Source organism: Neobacillus sp. plas4 (assembly GCF_057221695.1).
The window spans coordinates 4,581,775-4,599,107 of record NZ_CM170152.1; the positions used below are offsets into that span (position 1 = coordinate 4,581,775).

Consider the following 17,333-nt stretch of genomic DNA (forward strand, 5'->3'; position numbering starts at 1 on the left):
CCGCCCTTTTGCACCGCTTCACTTTTCAATTATCTTGTATCTTTCGCTTTGTTTTTAAATAATTGGATATGGTCTAAGGCTTTTCCAGTCCCTATCGCCACACAATCCAGCGGGTTTTCTGCAATGAGTACAGGCATATTGGTTTCTTCACTAATGACCTTGTCCAAATTGCGAAGTAACGCACCCCCGCCTGTTAAGACAATTCCCCGGTCCATAATATCAGCAGCAAGCTCTGGCGGCGTCTTTTCTAATGTATTTTTCACAGCCTCCACAATTGCATAAACGGTATCTTTTAAGGCAGAACCAATTTCCTTCGCCGTGATTTCAATTGTTTTAGGCAGCCCGGTTAATAAATCACGTCCGCGAATCTCCATATTATCGATGCCTTCAGAATCACCAGCAGAACCAATTTCCATTTTAATTGCTTCTGCAGTACGTTCCCCAATCATCAGGTTGTAATTCTTGCGGATAAAAGAAACGATCGAATCGTCCATTTCATCCCCGCCAACGCGAATCGATATGCTTGTAACGATACCGCCCAGAGAGATAATCGCTACCTCCGTTGTACCACCGCCAATATCAACGACCATACTGCCAGTTGGCTCCCATACAGGCAGATTGGCTCCGATGGCAGCCGCAAATGGCTCCTCAATCGTATATGCGTCCTTTGCACCAGCTTGACGTGTAGCATCGATCACCGCTCGTTCCTCTACTGCCGTAATACCAGATGGTACACAAACCATGACATATGGCTTACCTGAGAAAATGCTCTTACTTTTAATGGCCTGACGAATATGGTATTTCATCATCACTGCTGTGATTTCAAAGTCGGCAATAACGCCATCTTTCATCGGTCTCATCGCTACGACATTTCCTGGAGTTCGTCCAATCATGTTTTTTGCGTCATTTCCAACCGCTACAATCGCTTTCGTGTCTGTTTGCATAGCCACAACGGATGGCTCTCTTAATACAATCCCTTTTCCTTTTACATAAACAAGGGTATTTGCTGTCCCCAAGTCAATTCCAAGGTCTCTAGTCCCAATTCCAAACATAGTTGTATCTCCCTTTCTGATACGAAAATTGCAAAAGGTAAGTAAATATACCTTCTAATCCATGTATATTTTCTAGTAATTTATATCGTAAATCCAATAGATGTCCTAAAAAATCATAACCATTATTATATCCTAACGTCAATTAAAATCATAGTATTATAAATAGCCTTTTTCCTTGAGAGAGACAAATTTATTTTCACCGATGATCAAGTGGTCGAGCACGTCTATACCTATCATTTTCCCGCATTCCACAAGCCGCTTTGTGACCTCTATATCTTCGCGGCTTGGTGCGGGATCTCCAGAGGGATGATTATGGAGGCAAATAATGGAAGCTGCTGAGCGCTTTAATGCCTCCCGAAACACCTCGCGCGGATGGACGATCGAGGCGTTTAAGCTGCCAATAAAAATCGTTTGCTTATGCAGCACTTGGTTTTTCGTATTGAGATATAAACAAACGAAATGCTCCTGGGATAGAAAGCGCATGTCATTCATCACATAATTAGCACCGTCTTCTGGAGAGCGAATCACATAACGGTCTGTATAGTTTAGATTCGCTATCCTTCTGCCTATTTCAACGGCAGCGAGAATCTGAATGGCCTTAGCTTGACCAATTCCCTTTATTTCTGTCATTTCTTCCAGAGTCGCCGCTTTTAAAAGCCGTAGGCCTTCAAAGTTTGTCAGCAAGCGATTGGATAATTGTAGAACTGATTCATCCTTAGTGCCGGTTCTTAGTAAGATGGCAATTAGTTCATGGTTCGATAAGCTCTCAGGACCATTCTGAATAAATCGTTCTCTTGGTCTTTCGTCTTGCGGGAAATCACGGATCATTAATGAATTCGTAGACATTTTTTGTCCTCCCTATAATAAGGGAGTTAAGGAACCAACCCTTATGGCAACTGATAGCCCAACCTTTTTAATTCGCGATAGGTTTTCGCGACCGGCAGGCCAACAACCGCAAAATAATCTCCATTAATTTTTTTGACAAGCATGCTTCCAAGCTGCTGAATGCCATATGATCCTGCTTTATCAAGCGGTTCACCACTTTGAACATAGGACTTTATTTCTTCGTCACTTAACTCCCAAAACCAAACTTCTGTTCTTTCATAAAAACGCGCTGTCCCATTCGGAGACAAAATGGACACACCTGTGTAAACATCATGCTTTCGACCAGAAAGCATCTTTAACATTCTTGTGGCCTCAGCCTCGTCAGTTGGTTTACCTAACACTTGGCCATCAGCCACAACAATCGTGTCGGAGCCAATAACATAGGCTTGTTTGTTTTCTTTAAAAATCACCTGTGCTTTTCGCTCTGCAAGATCCATGACTACATCCTCTGGAGAAAGCGCTGGATCAAAGCTTTCATCTACTTCACTGCTTGAGATCGTGAATGTTAATCGGAGGTTTTCTAGAAGTTCTTTTCGCCGTGGAGAAGAAGAGGCTAAAATGAGGTTCTGCATTTAATCACCTTACCTTTTGCATCATTTAGGGAGATACATGTTAATCGTATCAGAATTTGTAGAAGCAAACAATTTTTACTTCATTAAAGTTTGAAGAAATTTGGCAGATTATGCAAAAAAACTTATGACGCCAAATTCAAAATATTTTGATAGTAATTCAAAAAGCCTGTCGGTTGAATGACAGGCTTGAATTGTAAAATAATTTCCCGGAAAATATCAACTTTTGTCGACTACAAGGAATAATAAATAGATAAATAGTTTAATAAATGCTGTTGTGCTTCAACCAAACTATCTTTATTCTTCTTTTCTTGATATGCCTTAACCTTTGTGAGTGCACCAGATAATTCCACATTTAATGTTTTAACCTTTTCACTTTTTAGTTCTTTACCACTGTCTTTCAATTGATCAGACAAACTTGTGACTTCTTTACCAGCCTCTGCTGAAATACTGCCTGAGACCATCGCATTAGATGTAACCTTTGACAACTGTTGAAAAATAGCTGGTGCTGTTTCTAAAAAACCTTTTTCGCTTTCGTTTATATCCGAAACTGTTTTTTCGACAATAGGAATTTGTTTTGAAAAAACATCCTCAAATCCATTTGTTTTATACTGTGCTCCTAACCCCTTGGCAGTTTCAATCGAGTCAGCAACGCCTAAAAACAAAAACTCTTTATTGTCCATAGTCAGTGTTTGGGCTGGCAATCCCTTCCCTTTTGCTTGACTGGCAGCAGCAGAAGCGGCATCCTTGGTTGTAAAAGCACCACCTTGGACAATAAACGCAGTTTGGGCTCCTATGACGGCAGAAATCCCCTTCTCACCTTTGTTTTCGGAACCTTGATTCGACCCCTTATCTACCACGACTGGCTCTGTTATAGCCGGTTTACTGTTATCAGTAATGAATAACTGAAGCATTAGGACACCAAAGCTTGTCCCGATCAAAATTGCAAATAGGGCTGTTAACAATATTGTTTTTAACATCCCACCATTCCGCTTGTTTGAAAAAGTGGAGAATGCAATAGGCTTCTTACCTCCGCCTTTTTTCTGCTTCTGATTCTGGCTGCTAACTATTTTATATGGCTGAATGTCTTGATCTGAAGATTCAGGAATGATCCAGTCAAAACTCTCATCCTCAATAGGTTCCTTGGCAGCGGCAGTTTCTACAAATACATCCTGCTCGTTGAAATCCTCGTCGATTTTTATCACTTTATCTAAAGGACCCGTAGTAGGTTCTTTTTGGATGGGCTCTTCTGAGAATGTTTGAGTTTCTCCGTTTAACTTTATTTTGATGGTATTGCCACGATTCGGCTTGTCCACTAACACGTACTCCTCCCTCTACGATAGCTAATTTCCTCCATCCTAACATAGTGGCAAAAAAAAATAACAAGACTTTTGTCGTCTTGTTATACAATGCTTTCGTCAATTTTTTTACTTATTCAAGGTAATAATGTCCACTGATAGTTCATCTATTGGTATCGGGCTGTCGTCTCCGCCATCTTTTGAACAGAGGTTACGATTCTTCCCAATTAAACAAATGGCAGCTATTTTATTCTCTTCTACCAAAACATATGATTCATCAGATGGTTCTATACTCTCACTTGTATAAGGATCTATAAGTTTATCAAGAAAATTTAACTCTATTAATTCTTTATACGAGATCCTAATTAAACTTTCCTCTTGTAACTCTTCATCCTTCAAAAATAACTGTGCAGCTTCTTTTAGAGCTATAGCATTTCCCACAAAAGCTTGATCTTTTGCAACAGCTATTACCCTGGTCATGGAAATTATTCCAATAGAAGAAATAATGCCTAAAATTACAATGACCGCCAGGACTTCGATCAAACTATACCCTTTTTGATACTGTTCTTGAGAGTATTTTTTTATCATACTTGTAATGGAATCTCCGTTAATTTTAATCAGCAAAAGTGCTTAAAGGGTTTTTCTTATTTGCTGGTGCTGGTGCATCGATCTTAGGCAGATCAGCAATCAAGTCTTCTAAAGTAGGTAAATAATATGCAGATATATTTAAACTGTAACTTATATTCTCAGGTACAGCCTCTAAACTGGTAATCTCTTGACCACCTGAATAATTTATTGACTCGACCACAATAATCCGATTTAGATTTTCGAGTGTGCCAATAAATTTTTCTAAGTCCTCATAAGTAGGTGACTCCACGCTTAAACTAACCGTCAGTTTTTTTAATCCATTTGTTGATACCTGTGTTTCTTGTTGATTGGCACCAGGATCGGTCGTATTTTCAGGTGCTGTTCCAGAAGTTGTTTCAGGAGTTTGCTCTGCTTCCGTATTAGCAGCATCTGTTTGTGTTGCTTCCATTGTTACCTCAGCATCTGTTGAGAATCCTATTGATGTAATTTTACTGTTTGATACATTCTCTGCTCTTTCCAAATCAAAGATTAGTTGTTCCTGCAAGGGGGATACAGGTACCTTTTTCTGTAATTCCTTTGTATCTTCTGTTATTTTAGTCGTGTCGTCTTCTTTTTTTCCATTCATCACATCTAATAGCTTTTGCTCTGATTCTAGTGACTGTTTTTTTGTTACTAGCTCAGATTTTAGCGGACTAAGAAAAATAAATTGACCAATAACTAAGAGCAAAATCAACAATAGAGTACCGAAGATTACCATTAACCGATCAATTTTTGAGAGGCGAAGCTTCATGAAGCAGTCACCTCTTCCCTATCAGTTTCCCCTTTATTAAGGACCTTTTTAATAGCATCTTTACTAAACTTAATTTCGTATTGACCAATATACCTCGGCAGATATTTATCCTCTACATTGGCAACAGTACCCGATGATGTTGCAGAGGCTGTAGTAGAGTTAGGTTCTGTAGTTTGTTCAGCTGTAGTTTCTGTTTGAGTACTTTGGTCCGAAACATTTGTATCGGTTTGTTGAGTGCTGTTTACAGACTCAGTAGTTGTTGTTGTGCTTGCAGTGCCGGATGAAGATGGATCCACTACAGCCTTCGCATTTAAACTGCTAAGGCTAACTTTCGCTATCCAATCAGACTTATTCAAACTGTCCAAGAAATAGGCAGCTTCTCTAGGGTTATCAAACTGTACAGAAATTGTAACTGTTCCAGTTTCGGTATAGCCGAATGATTGAATAAATCCCCTTTCAGGTAACAACGCTGTCAGATGCTGCATCACTGGAATAGTTTGGATAGGGTAAGTATTAGCCCATTCAACAGCATTCTTCAAAACACTAACGGACATTAAAGATTGGTCTTGTTGAGCATTTTCAGCTTCTTTAGCGGAAATCTCTTTAATAGTTTCAATTTGTCGATCAACCTCTTTGACATTGTCCTTAGTAGATTGAATTTGCCAAATATAAAAACTACTAATCATAACACTTGAAGAAATCAGGATAATTAAAATGATTAAATTAAATTTTCGTGGTTCTTTTTGAGGAAGTAAATTAATTTCTATTAACATTACCGCACCTCTTTTAAAGCAAGACCTAAAGGAAGGGAAAGATTACTTGGTAAGTAACTTCCTTTACCATTAGATTCTTTGTCGAGGGTAATCATCTCTACCGGAATATCATATCTATCTTTCATTTCGTCAATTATTGCCTCTAGCATTGGATGGTCCCCACTTACTAAAAACTTTGTTACATCCTGTTTTTCGTTCGTTAACGTATAGCGATAGAAGTCGACTAATTTATTTATCTCATTAAAAATATCCTCAATCTGCATGGTGAGTTCTTCAGAATCTCCATTAAACATGAACTCCAGTGAACCAGCTATCCCTATTTTATGTTCCCATTGGTCAATATTAAACGGCAAAGCAAAATGCCGCATGACTAAAGGTACATTTTCGTCAAAAATACATAAGTTCACACTTGTTAAATCAAATTGGACAGAAAACAGAATTTCATCTCTACAAGATTGTTCAAGATAATGATATAAACGATAAAGGGATAAAGGCGAAATATCCGCAGCAATCGGATTAAGCTTTAGGCTCAAAAATACATCCGAGTACTCCATAACAAATCGCTCAGGTGCTGCAAAAAGAAGAATATCCCTGGTTTTTCCATTACCTTCAAGTGGATAATAATCAAAAACAGGTTCTTCAAACGGTAAATGAATAGTGGATCCTAGTTCTAAATACAGATAACCTTTTATTTCATCATCCTGGACATCTGCCGGAATGGATACTTTTCGAATAATTACTAACGCATCTGGTATGATAAAACGGATCGAACGCCTTTGTATTTTCCATTCATCGATACATTGCTCCAGAATGGAGGTTAAAGAATCGAAATCAGCTATTTTCCCATCAACAATAATTCCCGGTGGGAGAAAGCGTTCACTCCATTTTTGTGCAGCAGGGGGATTCGACTGTTTTAATTCAACATATCGAATCGAATGGTCATTTAGTACCATGTTAATTATTCGGTTTTTTGAAGAAAAAAGGGAAAATGCCATAATAATAACCCCTTACTTAAAATCCTTGATTAAGAAATTGTAGATATAAATCTATCAAATCCGATCCCCAATAATAAGCTGTCAAGGTTCCAGCTGCAATAAATGGACCGAAAGGTATCGGCTGCCTTCTTTTTACAATTTTCAATAACATTGCCAAACCGCCGATAACAGCACCAAATAATGTCGAAAGGAAGAATGATAATAGTACTAGTTTAAAACCTAAAACGAAACCAAGTAATGCGTATAATTTCACATCGCCACCGCCCATTCCACCCTTACTGACAAGTGAAATGATGAGCAGAAGCACAAAACCTGTGACTGCACCAAGAAGGCTGTCCCACCATGGCGTTAACGGCCAAACAATCCGCTCCAATAAAAAAATCCCTGCAAACCAGATTAAAATCTTATCAGGGATGATCATATAGTGAATATCAGATACGGTGATTATGATAAACAACGAAATTAGTGATAATGCAACTACTAATTCTCCGGACCATCCAATAACAAGTGGTGCTGTTGCAAACAAAATGCCAGTAAGTAGTTCAAAAATTGGATATATAGGAGAAATCCGCGACTTACAGCCGCGGCATTTCCCTTTTTGAAGCAAATATGAAAATATTGGTATTAGTTCAAAAAATCTCAATTGATGTCCACATCTTGGACAAGCCGAACGCGGGGAAACAATTGAATTATTTAATGGAATACGGAGACCAACTACATTGAAGAAAGAACCGAATGTAAACCCATATAACATTAATAAAAAATAAGTTATTAACATTTAATTTCTATATTCCCCTTAATTTGACTTTTATACAAGATTATTATTTATCTAATACAAGACTACGAACTATATCTTTAGAGGCAATAACTGCACCTGAAGCAGTCAACTCAATACCTCTCACAAGGTCAGTTCCATCTGTTGTAAGCAGACTAATCTCAGTTACTTTACCCTCTTCCAATTTTACAAATGAAACATCTGTGATTACAACTGTAGTATCAGCACTTACAGTTCCTTTTTCATAATCTTCTTTATCAGGGCTATCTACTGGGTCAAGATATTGTTTGTTTTCTAAATCAGCTAAACTTAAATAATGGGTGCCAGTTTGCAAACTAGATTCTGAAGCAACTGCCATTTTTGCAGCACTAATCATCTGCTGAGCATTTGCCACATGAGCATCCTTTTTAGAGTTATCAATTAACCCTAAAATAGAAGGTACTGCAATCGCAGCAATAATCCCTAGAATTACGATAACTGCCAATAATTCAATTAGTGTTAAACCTCTTTGTTCTTTAAGTTTGTTCTTTAACAATTGACGCATTTTACACTCTCCCTTATATGGTCCTATAAACCTAGTAATATTGTCTTCTTTATTATACAGTAATTTACAATGTGATAAAAGACGTATTTTTAATATTTTTGTCATTTTAACCTATAATTTTAATATTCTTGTAATATTCTTAAGCGTTTTGTTGAAACGCGTCGAACATACCAAACATTGGCATCATGATCGCGAGCACAATTGTACCTACTAAGCCTGCTAAAACTACAATCATCATCGGTTCAATTAAAGATTTTAATTGGTCCGTAGCTGTTTCAACTTCTTTTTCATAGAATTCCGCAATTTTATTTAACATCGTATCTAAAGCACCAGTACCTTCACCAATAATAATCATTTGAGTGACAAGAGGAGGAAAGGCCCAGTGGTCTTTCATTGGTTCAGTCATTGATTTCCCTTTTTCTAAAGAGTCTCGTGACTCATGAATAACTTTTGCTAGGACATCATTTTCAACGACCCTCTCAACAATAGCCATTGCTTGCAGTATCGGAACAGAGCTTGAGAATAGAGAACTTAATGTTCTCATCATACGCGCTAATGCTGCTTTTTGTAGCATTTTTCCAAAAACCGGAATTTTTAAAAATATATAATCAAGGTAGTATTTAGATGTTTTATTTTTTTGCAAATAGATAAATAAGACTACTAAGAACAGTACAATTATTGCTAAGATCCACCAATAACTTGTTACAAAATTACTAGCAGAAAGAACAAACTTTGTTATTGCAGGAAGGTCTCCTCCAAGATCATCAAACATAGTAACAAAAGTAGGGACAACAGAAGTAAGCAAGAAAATTACAACCGCAATAGCTATAATACCTATTACTATTGGATATGAAAGTGCAGATTTAATCTTTTGCCTTGTATAATGCTGCTTTTCAAAATGTTCAGCAAGGCGTTCAAGTGTTTCATCCATATTTCCGCTGACTTCACCAGCTTTTATCATGTTAATATACATAGAATTAAAGATTTTCTTATGTTTAGAGACTGCCTCCGAATAGGGGTTTCCTTCACGCATTTCTTGTTCTGCTGCCAATAATGCCTTCTTCAAACCTTTACTTTCTGTCTGAGCTGCTAGAATACCAGTCGCATCTACAACTGTTACACCAGCTTTTAAGAGAGTCGCAAACTGTCTTAAGTAAATAACAAAATGTTGAAGCTTAACGGGTTCCCCAAATGAAAGATCTTTTGTCATTAAGGTTTCCGGAACTTCCTTCATTTCAATAACTCGAATTCCCTGCTCCTTTAGCTTTTCCATCGCTTCTCTTCTTGAAGAGGCATTAATGGACCCTTGACGCTTACCGCGGCGATCTCGACCTGAAAATTTAAATCTAGCCATCGAGCATCATCTTTTCCTGAAGATATTTGGTTGCTGCCTCGGTTTGAATAATTCCTCGGTCGATTAATTCTTTAATACTCATCTCAAGAGTGTGCATTCCATGGGAACGGGATGTCTGCATTGTACTTTGAATTTGATGAACCTTTTCACTTCGGATTAAGTTCGCTATCGCCGGGTTATTAACCATGATTTCAGTAGCAGCCCGTCGCCCTTTTCCATCAGATGTCGGAAATAAACGCTGTGAAATAACTCCCACTAAAACAGATGCCAACTGAATACGGATCTGGGGCTGCTGTTCTGGTGGAAAAACGTCTATGATACGGTTAATGGTTGCGGGAGCACTGGATGTATGGAGTGTTCCAAAAACAAGGTGCCCTGTTTCTGCCGCTGTAATGGCAATACCAATCGTCTCAAGGTCACGCATTTCACCGACAAGAATAACATCAGGGTCTTGACGCAATGCACCTTTTAGACCATTTGCGTATGATTTTGTATCAAAACCAATTTCACGTTGGTCGATAATACAGTTTCCATGCTTATGGAGATATTCGATTGGGTCTTCTAACGTGATAATATGTTTTCGCATCGTTCGATTCATAAAGTCAATCATTGAAGCAAGTGTTGTCGACTTCCCGCTTCCAGTTGGACCCGTAACCAATATGAGCCCTTGTGGTCTTTCACATAGCTGTGGAATAATTGGTGGCATTTTCAAATCCTCAATCGTAGGTGTTTTAGAAGCAACAACCCTTAAGGCAAGCGAAACGCTTTTTCGTTGATGATAAGCATTGCAACGGAAACGTGAAACTCCTGGGACTCCATAGGAATAGTCGAGTTCACCTTTTTCTTTAAATAAGTCATACATGCTCTCTGGAATCGTCAGTCTAGCTATTTCTTCCGTATCATCTGGGAGTAATATGTCCTTGCCATAACGTTTGATGTCCCCATTTATACGAAAAATCGGGGGTACGCCAACTGTTAAATGAATATCTGATGCTTTAAATTCAATGGCTGCACGCAGTATATTATCGATTTTTTCTCTCATGATATTTCTCCTATTCCAAAATGGCTACACGTAACACTTCTTCAGTGGTCGTTAATCCCTGTTTTACCTTAAGTAAACCATCGTCTATTAAGAAGATTGTTTTATTCTTAATGGCTTGATCTTTTAACCTTTGAAAAGAATCATCGTTCATGATAATTCTTCGCATATCATCATTAATGACCAGCACCTCATGAAGTGCAACCCTTCCCTTATAACCAGTCAAGTTACAAGAAGGACAACCCTTACCTCTTACAATTCTATCAATTTTTAACCCGCGTCTTGCAAAGATCTCCTTCTCACGTTGGGATGGTTCTTGTTCCTCGGCACAAACTCGACACACTTTACGGACAAGTCGTTGTGCAACAATTCCTGTTAAGGAAGATGCAATTAAGAAAGGTTCTACTCCCATATCAATCAGCCTTGTAACTGTTCCTAATGAATCATTGGTATGCAGGGTACTAAGTACTAAGTGACCCGTTAAGGAAGCACGAACCGCAGTCTCGGCCGTTTCCTTATCACGAATTTCCCCGACCATAATAATATTAGGGTCTTGACGTAAAATGGAACGCAAACCAGCCGCAAATGTCATGCCAACATTCGTGTTGACCTGAATTTGGTTAATTCCTTCTAATTGGTATTCAACAGGATCCTCGATGGTAATAATATTTACCTCTTCACTATTCAATTTATTTAATGCTGCATAAAGAGTAGAGGACTTACCTGAACCAGTAGGACCTGTAATTAGCACAATGCCTGTTGGCTGTTCAATCATTTCCGTGAACCTTTTATAATTCAGCGTGTTAAAACCAATCTTATTTAAATCATTTAATGCGGCACCCATGTCCAAAATCCGCATTACTATTTTTTCACCATATACGGTTGGCAGCGTTGAAATCCGAAGATCAATTGGATGAAAATCTAAATTCATCTTTATCCGGCCGTCCTGGGGGATACGATGCTCGGTAATATCAAGATTTGACATAATTTTAATTCTAGCAGTTAATACACTCTGCATATGACGGGGTAAAACACGTTCTACCCTTAGTACACCATCAACCCGGTATCGTACGACTATTTTGGTTTCATGTGGATCGATGTGAATATCACTTGCCTTTTGAACGACTGCATTTGTTAAAAGTTGATTAACCAGTCTGACAATTGGTGAGTCGAGATTGGTAACATCGTCATCTTGACCTGACTGATTTGAAGGAAGATCATCAAAAAGTTCTTCTAAACCTTCATCCACGTTATAGTATTTATTAATAGCTCTTATGATATCTTCCCTAGTTGCAATAGCGGTTTCTATTTGAAAACCAGTCGCTAATCTCAAATCGTCTATAACGATAAAGTCCATAGGGTCGACCATTGCTATATATAACTTGTTCCCTTCCTTTTTTAAAGGAATAATCAAATTTCGTTTAGCAGTTTCCTTAGAAACGAGTGAAAAAAGATTCGTATCAAAGGGATATTGTAAAAGATTAATATGTGGTATCCCAAGCTGACGTTCGAGTACTTCAGCTAACTGCTGGTCTGTAATATACCCTCGCTGTAATAAGACATCCCCAATCTTTTGATTAGGAGCCTTTTCTTCTAGTGCAGTTTGTAATTGTTCAGGAGTAATGATTCCCGCCTCTATTAACAAATCACCAAGTCTTTTCCTGACCTGCCTCATTTTAGATCCCAGCTTATAATGACATTATTTTGGTTGTTCATTTGGTTTCCCCCAAAGGTCATCAGATTGTTGTTCAGTTGTTTCAGTTGTTGTTTGTGTCTGTGTTTGACTTCCATTTGGACTGGTTTCTGTTGTAGTGCTTGTCTGCCCATTCGCAGTTCCTCCACCTGCTAAGCTGTGTATTTCTACACGATATACCGGTGGATAATAATCTTCTGAAATTTGTTCACTCTTTAGCAGTTGGTTTCCCTGGTAGATTTCTCTAATTACCTTTATAATTTTTCCATCTGCCCCTTCCTGCTGGACCGTAATTTGTCCAGGAATTAACAATGGACTGTATTGGATTATTGTTTTAGGTTTTAATAACTGTTCATCTTTTTTGCTAATCATATAGCTGTTTAGAAGTCTATCGCCTTTTAAAGTTATCTTCAGGTTGTTGCCTTCTAATTGAAGGATGAAGGTGTACTTAGACTTATTTGGATTAACTATCACCAAGTCTATTCCCTCTGCAAAATTCACCTTTGCCTCAAAACCGAGTTGAGCATAATACGGAAGTGCACTGCTGATATTTCTGGCAGTTATCGAAAAATTAGTTGGGAGTATCGCCTGATAAATACCTGTTGCTAAGACATTTAATGATGAAGAATTTTCTAATCCATTTTGTTTAGCAAATTCCAGTAAAGAGAATGTTCCCTCTTCAGTAACTTGAATTTCTGGATAAGCTGAAATAATGGCATGTAAGTCATTCGGAATTTCTGCTAAGGAAATTGTCGCTTCACTAACCATAACCTCTTTTGGTGTTTCGTTTAATACAAAGTCTTTATTTAAATAAATGAGATTTGTCCCGTTTGTGAGTTGGGAAGCTATTTGAATTAAATGGTTTGTAAGCTTATCAACCGCTATTTCTGTACTGTCAATTTCGGGAAAAAGCAGTTTTATTTGTTCTTCTACTAATAATATTTCTAAAGAAATAGACGCTGGATTACTTTGTCCATCCTGTATTGAAAGAACAGTTTGCGTCGCGTCAAAATGGAATAAGCTCAAATCAAAAGGAACTATTTTTTCACTATACTGCAGCTCGATTTTTGTATTACTTACCCAGTTAACAAAGCTTTCTTCTAGCAACGGAATGGCTTCACTATCTGTTTTACCTGATAAATCAACAGGCCCAACCGTTGTACCATTCAAAAATTTTCCATTAACATTGGATAATTTGCCAAAAACTTGTGAACCAAAATGAGAAGAACTAAATATAAATGCTGTACTAAAAAATAGAACTACAAACAATTTTATTAATTGTTGATTTTTCCCCACAAGTCTGTCCCTCTTCTCTCATAGTGTTACTATCGTAGCTCAACAAGTTTCTTTTCGGGTTCATGCTCTTTAACACTTGCTGCCACTTCTTTTGCTGCAAACAATATTTCTAACTCTGAATCTTTAAGTTCAAGCTCTATTTCATACTTTTTACTTTCACTATTTTCTTCATTAGCAATTACTTCAGTCTCCCAGAGCTCATTAAGCCAGGTTTCTTCGGGAATATTAGAGCTTATCTCACTTTCTATTGTAGGGGGCTCTGAAACCTCATCATAAAGTTCTTCACTATGCTGCTCTTCTAGTAGACTTTCAATTTCTGAGAGATACCCTTCCCCTAGGTCGGAATCATTAATTTCCATATCTGCAAAGTTTTCCTTTTCACCTGACAGTTCAGAAGCTGAAAATTCTCCAAGCCAATCTTCTTTATCTGTTTCGTTAATTGTAGATAATCCCACAATCTCATGGAGGTCATCTACTTCAGAGAGCTCATTTAATATACCTTCATTTTTTGTAAAAAATACTTCCGTAAGTTTGGAATCATCTTGTATTAGTTCAGAATCTATGGATGTTAGCCCTTCTAAGGTTTCCTGCTCTACGGAATTTTGCAGTTCTAAACCTGAATTATCTAATTCACCGATATCAATTTCTTTGTCACTATTTATTTCGGTTAATTCATAATCAGTAAGTTTTATTTCTCTTCCTACTTTTTGGCTGGTGGAAAAAGCTAAATCAATGTCTTGAAAGTTTTCTTCCTCTAGAGATACTTTCCCAATATATAATATTTTCTTCATACGAGAATCAATAATATAGGCAGTGAAGAAGGTAATTACTAGAAGCAGTAAAAAAGTAGACCATAAAGGGAACGTAGAAGTTGCAGCCACCCCTCCAATTGATATAACAAAACCAGCAATACCAACAACTATTTTACCTTTTAATGTAAGACCTATTGGAAGAAAAGAAATAATACCTATAAGTACGATCATAGACCCAAAGGCCCAAATAATTGACTGCATTCCATACATCCCCTTAATTTAGTTCAATTTCCCTAGCAATCTACAAATTATAACAATTTTTTCTATATCATGGGTTTATTAGTCTAATTTAGACAAATTTCGTCTATTTCATATTTTATTACAAAATGATTAAATTTTAAAGAAGCTGGAAAACATTTAGTGAAATATAATACAAATCATGGTAAAATCTTGAACTTTTGCCATAGATCCATGCAAAACAAAAAACACCGCTTTTTTAACCGGTAAATATTACCGAATTTAAAGTGGTGTAATACGTAATTATTTCAATACAAAACTACTTTTCACGTACTGGCTCAGGATTCAAAGGAAATACCTTAAAATCAGGCAATGGCAAGGAAGCATATCCTGGTAAGAAAGTAATACTTGAACTACCAGTTATATCTAATGAATTTGCAATAAGTGATCCTTGGATTACATTATTACCTGCAATATTTACAATTCCACCAGTAACAAATCGGCCGTGGAAGTCCCCACCTGTGAATTGAAATGTTGCATCCTCAGCAAAAATACTAGCCGTAATACCTGTATTACTTGAACTTGCCTTAATAATTTTAGGTTCAGCAGAATTTGACGATTTTTTCAAATATATCGTTAGGCTATCCTTCTGTGGGTCATCCTGTTTTATTTCTGAATTATTGATTGTGAGATTACCTGCAACATAAATTGATAGTGTACCTGTTCCCTTTATACTTAGAATACTATTATTATCCAAAAATAAATCATTAACAAACATGTCAACATTATTTACCCCTATATTTAGGGTTAAAGATTTCTTATCTATTGTTAGATTATTAAGCTTAATGGTATTAGGTAAATTATTAAAGGTTTTATCAGCATTAATAATTACATTACCATCTGTTGGAACAGCGATATCGCCGAAAGGTGAAGTATATGCACCTAATGGGGTTGCCTTAAACGGTCTCATGGCTAAGGATATTTTTTCTGGTAATGGAGTAATATTTGTAAAGTTTTCAAGATTTACTACATCTTTGCCGCCACCAGGGCCTACTAAAATTTGCACAGCTTTAGTAGGGTCTGTTGATTTAATACTACCTGAATCATGCAAAGTAATAGCATTTTTTTCAATTGAATTTGTACCAATCGAACCGTTAATTATTGCGCCTCCACTGCCTACTGTTATTTTATTTTCTACAAATACGGCTGTATGTGGAAATGCTACACTCCATCTAATATTAAATATTTGCTCAACTGTTCTTGTTCGATTATTAATCGTCCCTGTCGATATGATTTTATATTCCCCATTATTGTCGTTAGCTGGGTCTACTTTTTCAACTTTCACTTTTGCTACTGGCTGTTGTCCAAAATTATCTGCAAAGCTATTTATCACTCGTTCATTAGAAAAAGTGGTGTTGGATAATCTTGATTTCACATCCATATAAAATGCGGATTGATTTGCAGCGGTGTTATAGGCGGCCTTTACTTCACTAGTAACATCGTTCATCATTAAGGTAGCACCAGATTCAGCAATGTAATAAGCAGATTGATTGTTTCGTTCCCCAGAGCTCATCTTAACATTTGAAGCTGCTAACCCCATGAGGCTGACTCCTAGGATTGAAACGACTACTACAACTAGTAGAACCATAACTAGTGCCATACCTTGTTCATTATTATGATTTTTTAAACGAATGAGGAATTTTCTCATTTACAGATCCACCTAATCCCTTAAATATATTTTCGTTTGTGGGAGTTTTCCTATTTCCAATAATATCTGGTCACCAGTTCTTTTAACAGTAAACTTGCTGATCCCTGAAATTAAGACATCTGTCCCCTTTTTTAGGGAGTTTCCATCAAGCTTGTATGTTACTCCATTTATTTTGAAGACATTTTGATCATTAATAACCTCCACGGTGGTAGGGTCTGCTTGTCTTATTGCTTTTGTAATAATGTTCATAGCTAATCGATCATTAGACTGGTTTTGAATTTCTGCCTTTTGGTCATTCATTTGCTTATGACCAAAAATGTTAATGGAACTTGCAAGGAGAATAACTAGGGAAACAAGTGCGAGAGCACATAAAACCTCTATCAATGTAATACCTTTTTCATTGTTTTTCATTTAAGTCACCCACTAGTTTTCCAAGTTATTAACATCTCCATTTGTGCCTCTTGTTTTGTCCCGGTAAATACTTTAACTAGTACATTACCAAGTTTAGCAGAATGATCGCTTAACTTGATATGAACAAAACGATTACTCCCTGAAATATTCTTTTTATAACAACTAGCACACCCTGTCTCAGGACTAGTGTCAAGTACAAAACCTGCATCAATTAGTTTAGTCCCTAGTACAGTAATGTTGGTGGGTGTTGTTGACTTATTGTTCAGATTATTAATTTCCTCTATATTTGATTGGGCAACGTAAGTCGCATTCATCATAGTTTTTGAAAGATTATTAGAACGAGCGGATTGCACAAAAAATGTTAGAAGTGACACTCCAATTATTGACAATATAACAATTGAAGCCAGTACCTCAATTAATGTCAGACCTTTTTCATTCAAGCTTCATCACCCTTTAGTGTATTCTAACTATATAAATATTTGTATTTTTTTGTATATTTTTGCTAGTATATATCATTTTCAGTTTAGCAGTAAGATATTTACTTTTCAATAGATAGTCATATAGTACCAAATAA

General features: G+C 37.0%; 18 protein-coding genes. All 18 read right to left on the bottom strand.

Features of this window, described 5'->3' with window-relative positions; genetic code table 11:
• Nucleotides 1-29: 29 nt before the first annotated feature.
• Nucleotides 30-1,052, bottom strand: coding sequence for a rod shape-determining protein (locus tag AC2TFD_RS23165; RefSeq protein ID WP_335511063.1), 1,023 nt, complete (start codon nt 1,050-1,052; stop codon nt 30-32).
• 156 nt (nt 1,053-1,208) lie between these two features.
• Nucleotides 1,209-1,898 (bottom strand): RadC family protein, encoded by a 690-nt coding sequence (gene radC, locus AC2TFD_RS23170; protein WP_045523430.1) that lies wholly within the window; start codon nt 1,896-1,898, stop codon nt 1,209-1,211.
• Nucleotides 1,899-1,939: 41 nt separating this feature from the next.
• Nucleotides 1,940-2,509, bottom strand: a complete 570-nt coding sequence (locus AC2TFD_RS23175) for a Maf family protein (protein ID WP_484674049.1) — start codon at nt 2,507-2,509, stop codon at nt 1,940-1,942.
• 230 nt (nt 2,510-2,739) lie between these two features.
• Nucleotides 2,740-3,822 carry a hypothetical protein gene (locus AC2TFD_RS23180; protein WP_484674050.1) on the bottom strand — a complete coding sequence of 361 codons (1,083 nt, stop codon included), beginning with the start codon at nt 3,820-3,822 and terminating at the stop codon, nt 2,740-2,742.
• A 111-nt stretch (nt 3,823-3,933) separates the two neighbouring features.
• Nucleotides 3,934-4,392: a prepilin-type N-terminal cleavage/methylation domain-containing protein gene (locus AC2TFD_RS23185; protein WP_484674051.1), complete on the bottom strand. Its 459-nt coding sequence runs from the start codon at nt 4,390-4,392 to the stop codon at nt 3,934-3,936.
• A gap of 25 nt (nt 4,393-4,417) precedes the next feature.
• Nucleotides 4,418-5,182 carry a hypothetical protein gene (locus AC2TFD_RS23190; RefSeq protein WP_484674052.1) on the bottom strand — a complete coding sequence of 255 codons (765 nt, stop codon included), beginning with the start codon at nt 5,180-5,182 and terminating at the stop codon, nt 4,418-4,420.
• Nucleotides 5,179-5,955 carry a PilN domain-containing protein gene (locus tag AC2TFD_RS23195; protein ID WP_484674053.1) on the bottom strand — a complete coding sequence of 259 codons (777 nt, stop codon included), beginning with the start codon at nt 5,953-5,955 and terminating at the stop codon, nt 5,179-5,181. Before AC2TFD_RS23195 ends, AC2TFD_RS23190 begins: the two co-directional genes overlap by 4 nt.
• Complete coding sequence (gene pilM / locus AC2TFD_RS23200) at nt 5,955-6,950, bottom strand: type IV pilus biogenesis protein PilM (RefSeq protein WP_484674054.1); 996 nt, start codon at nt 6,948-6,950, stop codon at nt 5,955-5,957. Before pilM ends, AC2TFD_RS23195 begins: the two co-directional genes overlap by 1 nt.
• 16 nt (nt 6,951-6,966) lie before the next feature.
• A complete protein-coding gene (locus AC2TFD_RS23205; RefSeq protein ID WP_484674055.1) occupies nt 6,967-7,728 on the bottom strand; it encodes a prepilin peptidase in 762 nt (253 codons plus the stop codon).
• A gap of 43 nt (nt 7,729-7,771) precedes the next feature.
• Nucleotides 7,772-8,260, bottom strand: coding sequence for a type II secretion system protein (locus tag AC2TFD_RS23210; RefSeq protein ID WP_484676360.1), 489 nt, complete (start codon nt 8,258-8,260; stop codon nt 7,772-7,774).
• Between the two features lie 148 nt (nt 8,261-8,408).
• Nucleotides 8,409-9,623: a type II secretion system F family protein gene (locus AC2TFD_RS23215; RefSeq protein ID WP_484674056.1), complete on the bottom strand. Its 1,215-nt coding sequence runs from the start codon at nt 9,621-9,623 to the stop codon at nt 8,409-8,411.
• The gene (locus tag AC2TFD_RS23220) at nt 9,616-10,665 is read right to left on the bottom strand and encodes a type IV pilus twitching motility protein PilT (protein ID WP_484674057.1); all 1,050 of its coding nucleotides are present in this window, start codon (nt 10,663-10,665) and stop codon (nt 9,616-9,618) included. Before AC2TFD_RS23220 ends, AC2TFD_RS23215 begins: the two co-directional genes overlap by 8 nt.
• A 10-nt stretch (nt 10,666-10,675) precedes the next feature.
• A complete protein-coding gene (locus AC2TFD_RS23225; protein ID WP_484674058.1) occupies nt 10,676-12,337 on the bottom strand; it encodes a GspE/PulE family protein in 1,662 nt (553 codons plus the stop codon).
• A 24-nt stretch (nt 12,338-12,361) separates the two neighbouring features.
• A complete protein-coding gene (locus AC2TFD_RS23230; protein ID WP_484674059.1) occupies nt 12,362-13,651 on the bottom strand; it encodes a G5 domain-containing protein in 1,290 nt (429 codons plus the stop codon).
• A 29-nt stretch (nt 13,652-13,680) separates the two neighbouring features.
• Complete coding sequence (locus tag AC2TFD_RS23235) at nt 13,681-14,664, bottom strand: UbiA family prenyltransferase (RefSeq protein WP_484674060.1); 984 nt, start codon at nt 14,662-14,664, stop codon at nt 13,681-13,683.
• Nucleotides 14,665-14,959: 295 nt separating this feature from the next.
• Complete coding sequence (locus AC2TFD_RS23240; protein WP_484674061.1) at nt 14,960-16,348, bottom strand: PilX N-terminal domain-containing pilus assembly protein; 1,389 nt, start codon at nt 16,346-16,348, stop codon at nt 14,960-14,962.
• Between the two features lie 12 nt (nt 16,349-16,360).
• Nucleotides 16,361-16,759, bottom strand: a complete 399-nt coding sequence (locus tag AC2TFD_RS23245) for a PilW family protein (RefSeq protein ID WP_484674062.1) — start codon at nt 16,757-16,759, stop codon at nt 16,361-16,363.
• Between the two features lie 5 nt (nt 16,760-16,764).
• On the bottom strand, nt 16,765-17,199 hold the full coding sequence (locus AC2TFD_RS23250) for a type IV pilus modification PilV family protein (RefSeq protein ID WP_484674063.1): 435 nt from the start codon (nt 17,197-17,199) through the stop codon (nt 16,765-16,767).
• Between the last annotated feature and the right edge of the window lie 134 nt (nt 17,200-17,333).

What these genes read in the sequence shown, in the direction of transcription:
- AC2TFD_RS23220 (WP_484674057.1), bottom strand. Translation starts at nt 10,665, where the DNA reads ATGAGAGAAAAAATCGATAATATACTGCGTGCAGCCATTGAATTTAAA.
- AC2TFD_RS23190 (WP_484674052.1), bottom strand. Translation starts at nt 5,182, where the DNA reads ATGAAGCTTCGCCTCTCAAAAATTGATCGGTTAATGGTAATCTTCGGT.
- pilM (WP_484674054.1), bottom strand. Translation starts at nt 6,950, where the DNA reads ATGGCATTTTCCCTTTTTTCTTCAAAAAACCGAATAATTAACATGGTA.
- AC2TFD_RS23185 (WP_484674051.1), bottom strand. Translation starts at nt 4,392, where the DNA reads ATGATAAAAAAATACTCTCAAGAACAGTATCAAAAAGGGTATAGTTTG.
- AC2TFD_RS23175 (WP_484674049.1), bottom strand. Translation starts at nt 2,509, where the DNA reads ATGCAGAACCTCATTTTAGCCTCTTCTTCTCCACGGCGAAAAGAACTT.
- radC (WP_045523430.1), bottom strand. Translation starts at nt 1,898, where the DNA reads ATGTCTACGAATTCATTAATGATCCGTGATTTCCCGCAAGACGAAAGA.
- AC2TFD_RS23215 (WP_484674056.1), bottom strand. Translation starts at nt 9,623, where the DNA reads ATGGCTAGATTTAAATTTTCAGGTCGAGATCGCCGCGGTAAGCGTCAA.
- AC2TFD_RS23225 (WP_484674058.1), bottom strand. Translation starts at nt 12,337, where the DNA reads ATGAGGCAGGTCAGGAAAAGACTTGGTGATTTGTTAATAGAGGCGGGA.
- AC2TFD_RS23240 (WP_484674061.1), bottom strand. Translation starts at nt 16,348, where the DNA reads ATGAGAAAATTCCTCATTCGTTTAAAAAATCATAATAATGAACAAGGT.
- AC2TFD_RS23235 (WP_484674060.1), bottom strand. Translation starts at nt 14,664, where the DNA reads ATGCAGTCAATTATTTGGGCCTTTGGGTCTATGATCGTACTTATAGGT.
- AC2TFD_RS23195 (WP_484674053.1), bottom strand. Translation starts at nt 5,955, where the DNA reads ATGTTAATAGAAATTAATTTACTTCCTCAAAAAGAACCACGAAAATTT.
- AC2TFD_RS23205 (WP_484674055.1), bottom strand. Translation starts at nt 7,728, where the DNA reads ATGTTAATAACTTATTTTTTATTAATGTTATATGGGTTTACATTCGGT.
- AC2TFD_RS23165 (WP_335511063.1), bottom strand. Translation starts at nt 1,052, where the DNA reads ATGTTTGGAATTGGGACTAGAGACCTTGGAATTGACTTGGGGACAGCA.
- AC2TFD_RS23245 (WP_484674062.1), bottom strand. Translation starts at nt 16,759, where the DNA reads ATGAAAAACAATGAAAAAGGTATTACATTGATAGAGGTTTTATGTGCT.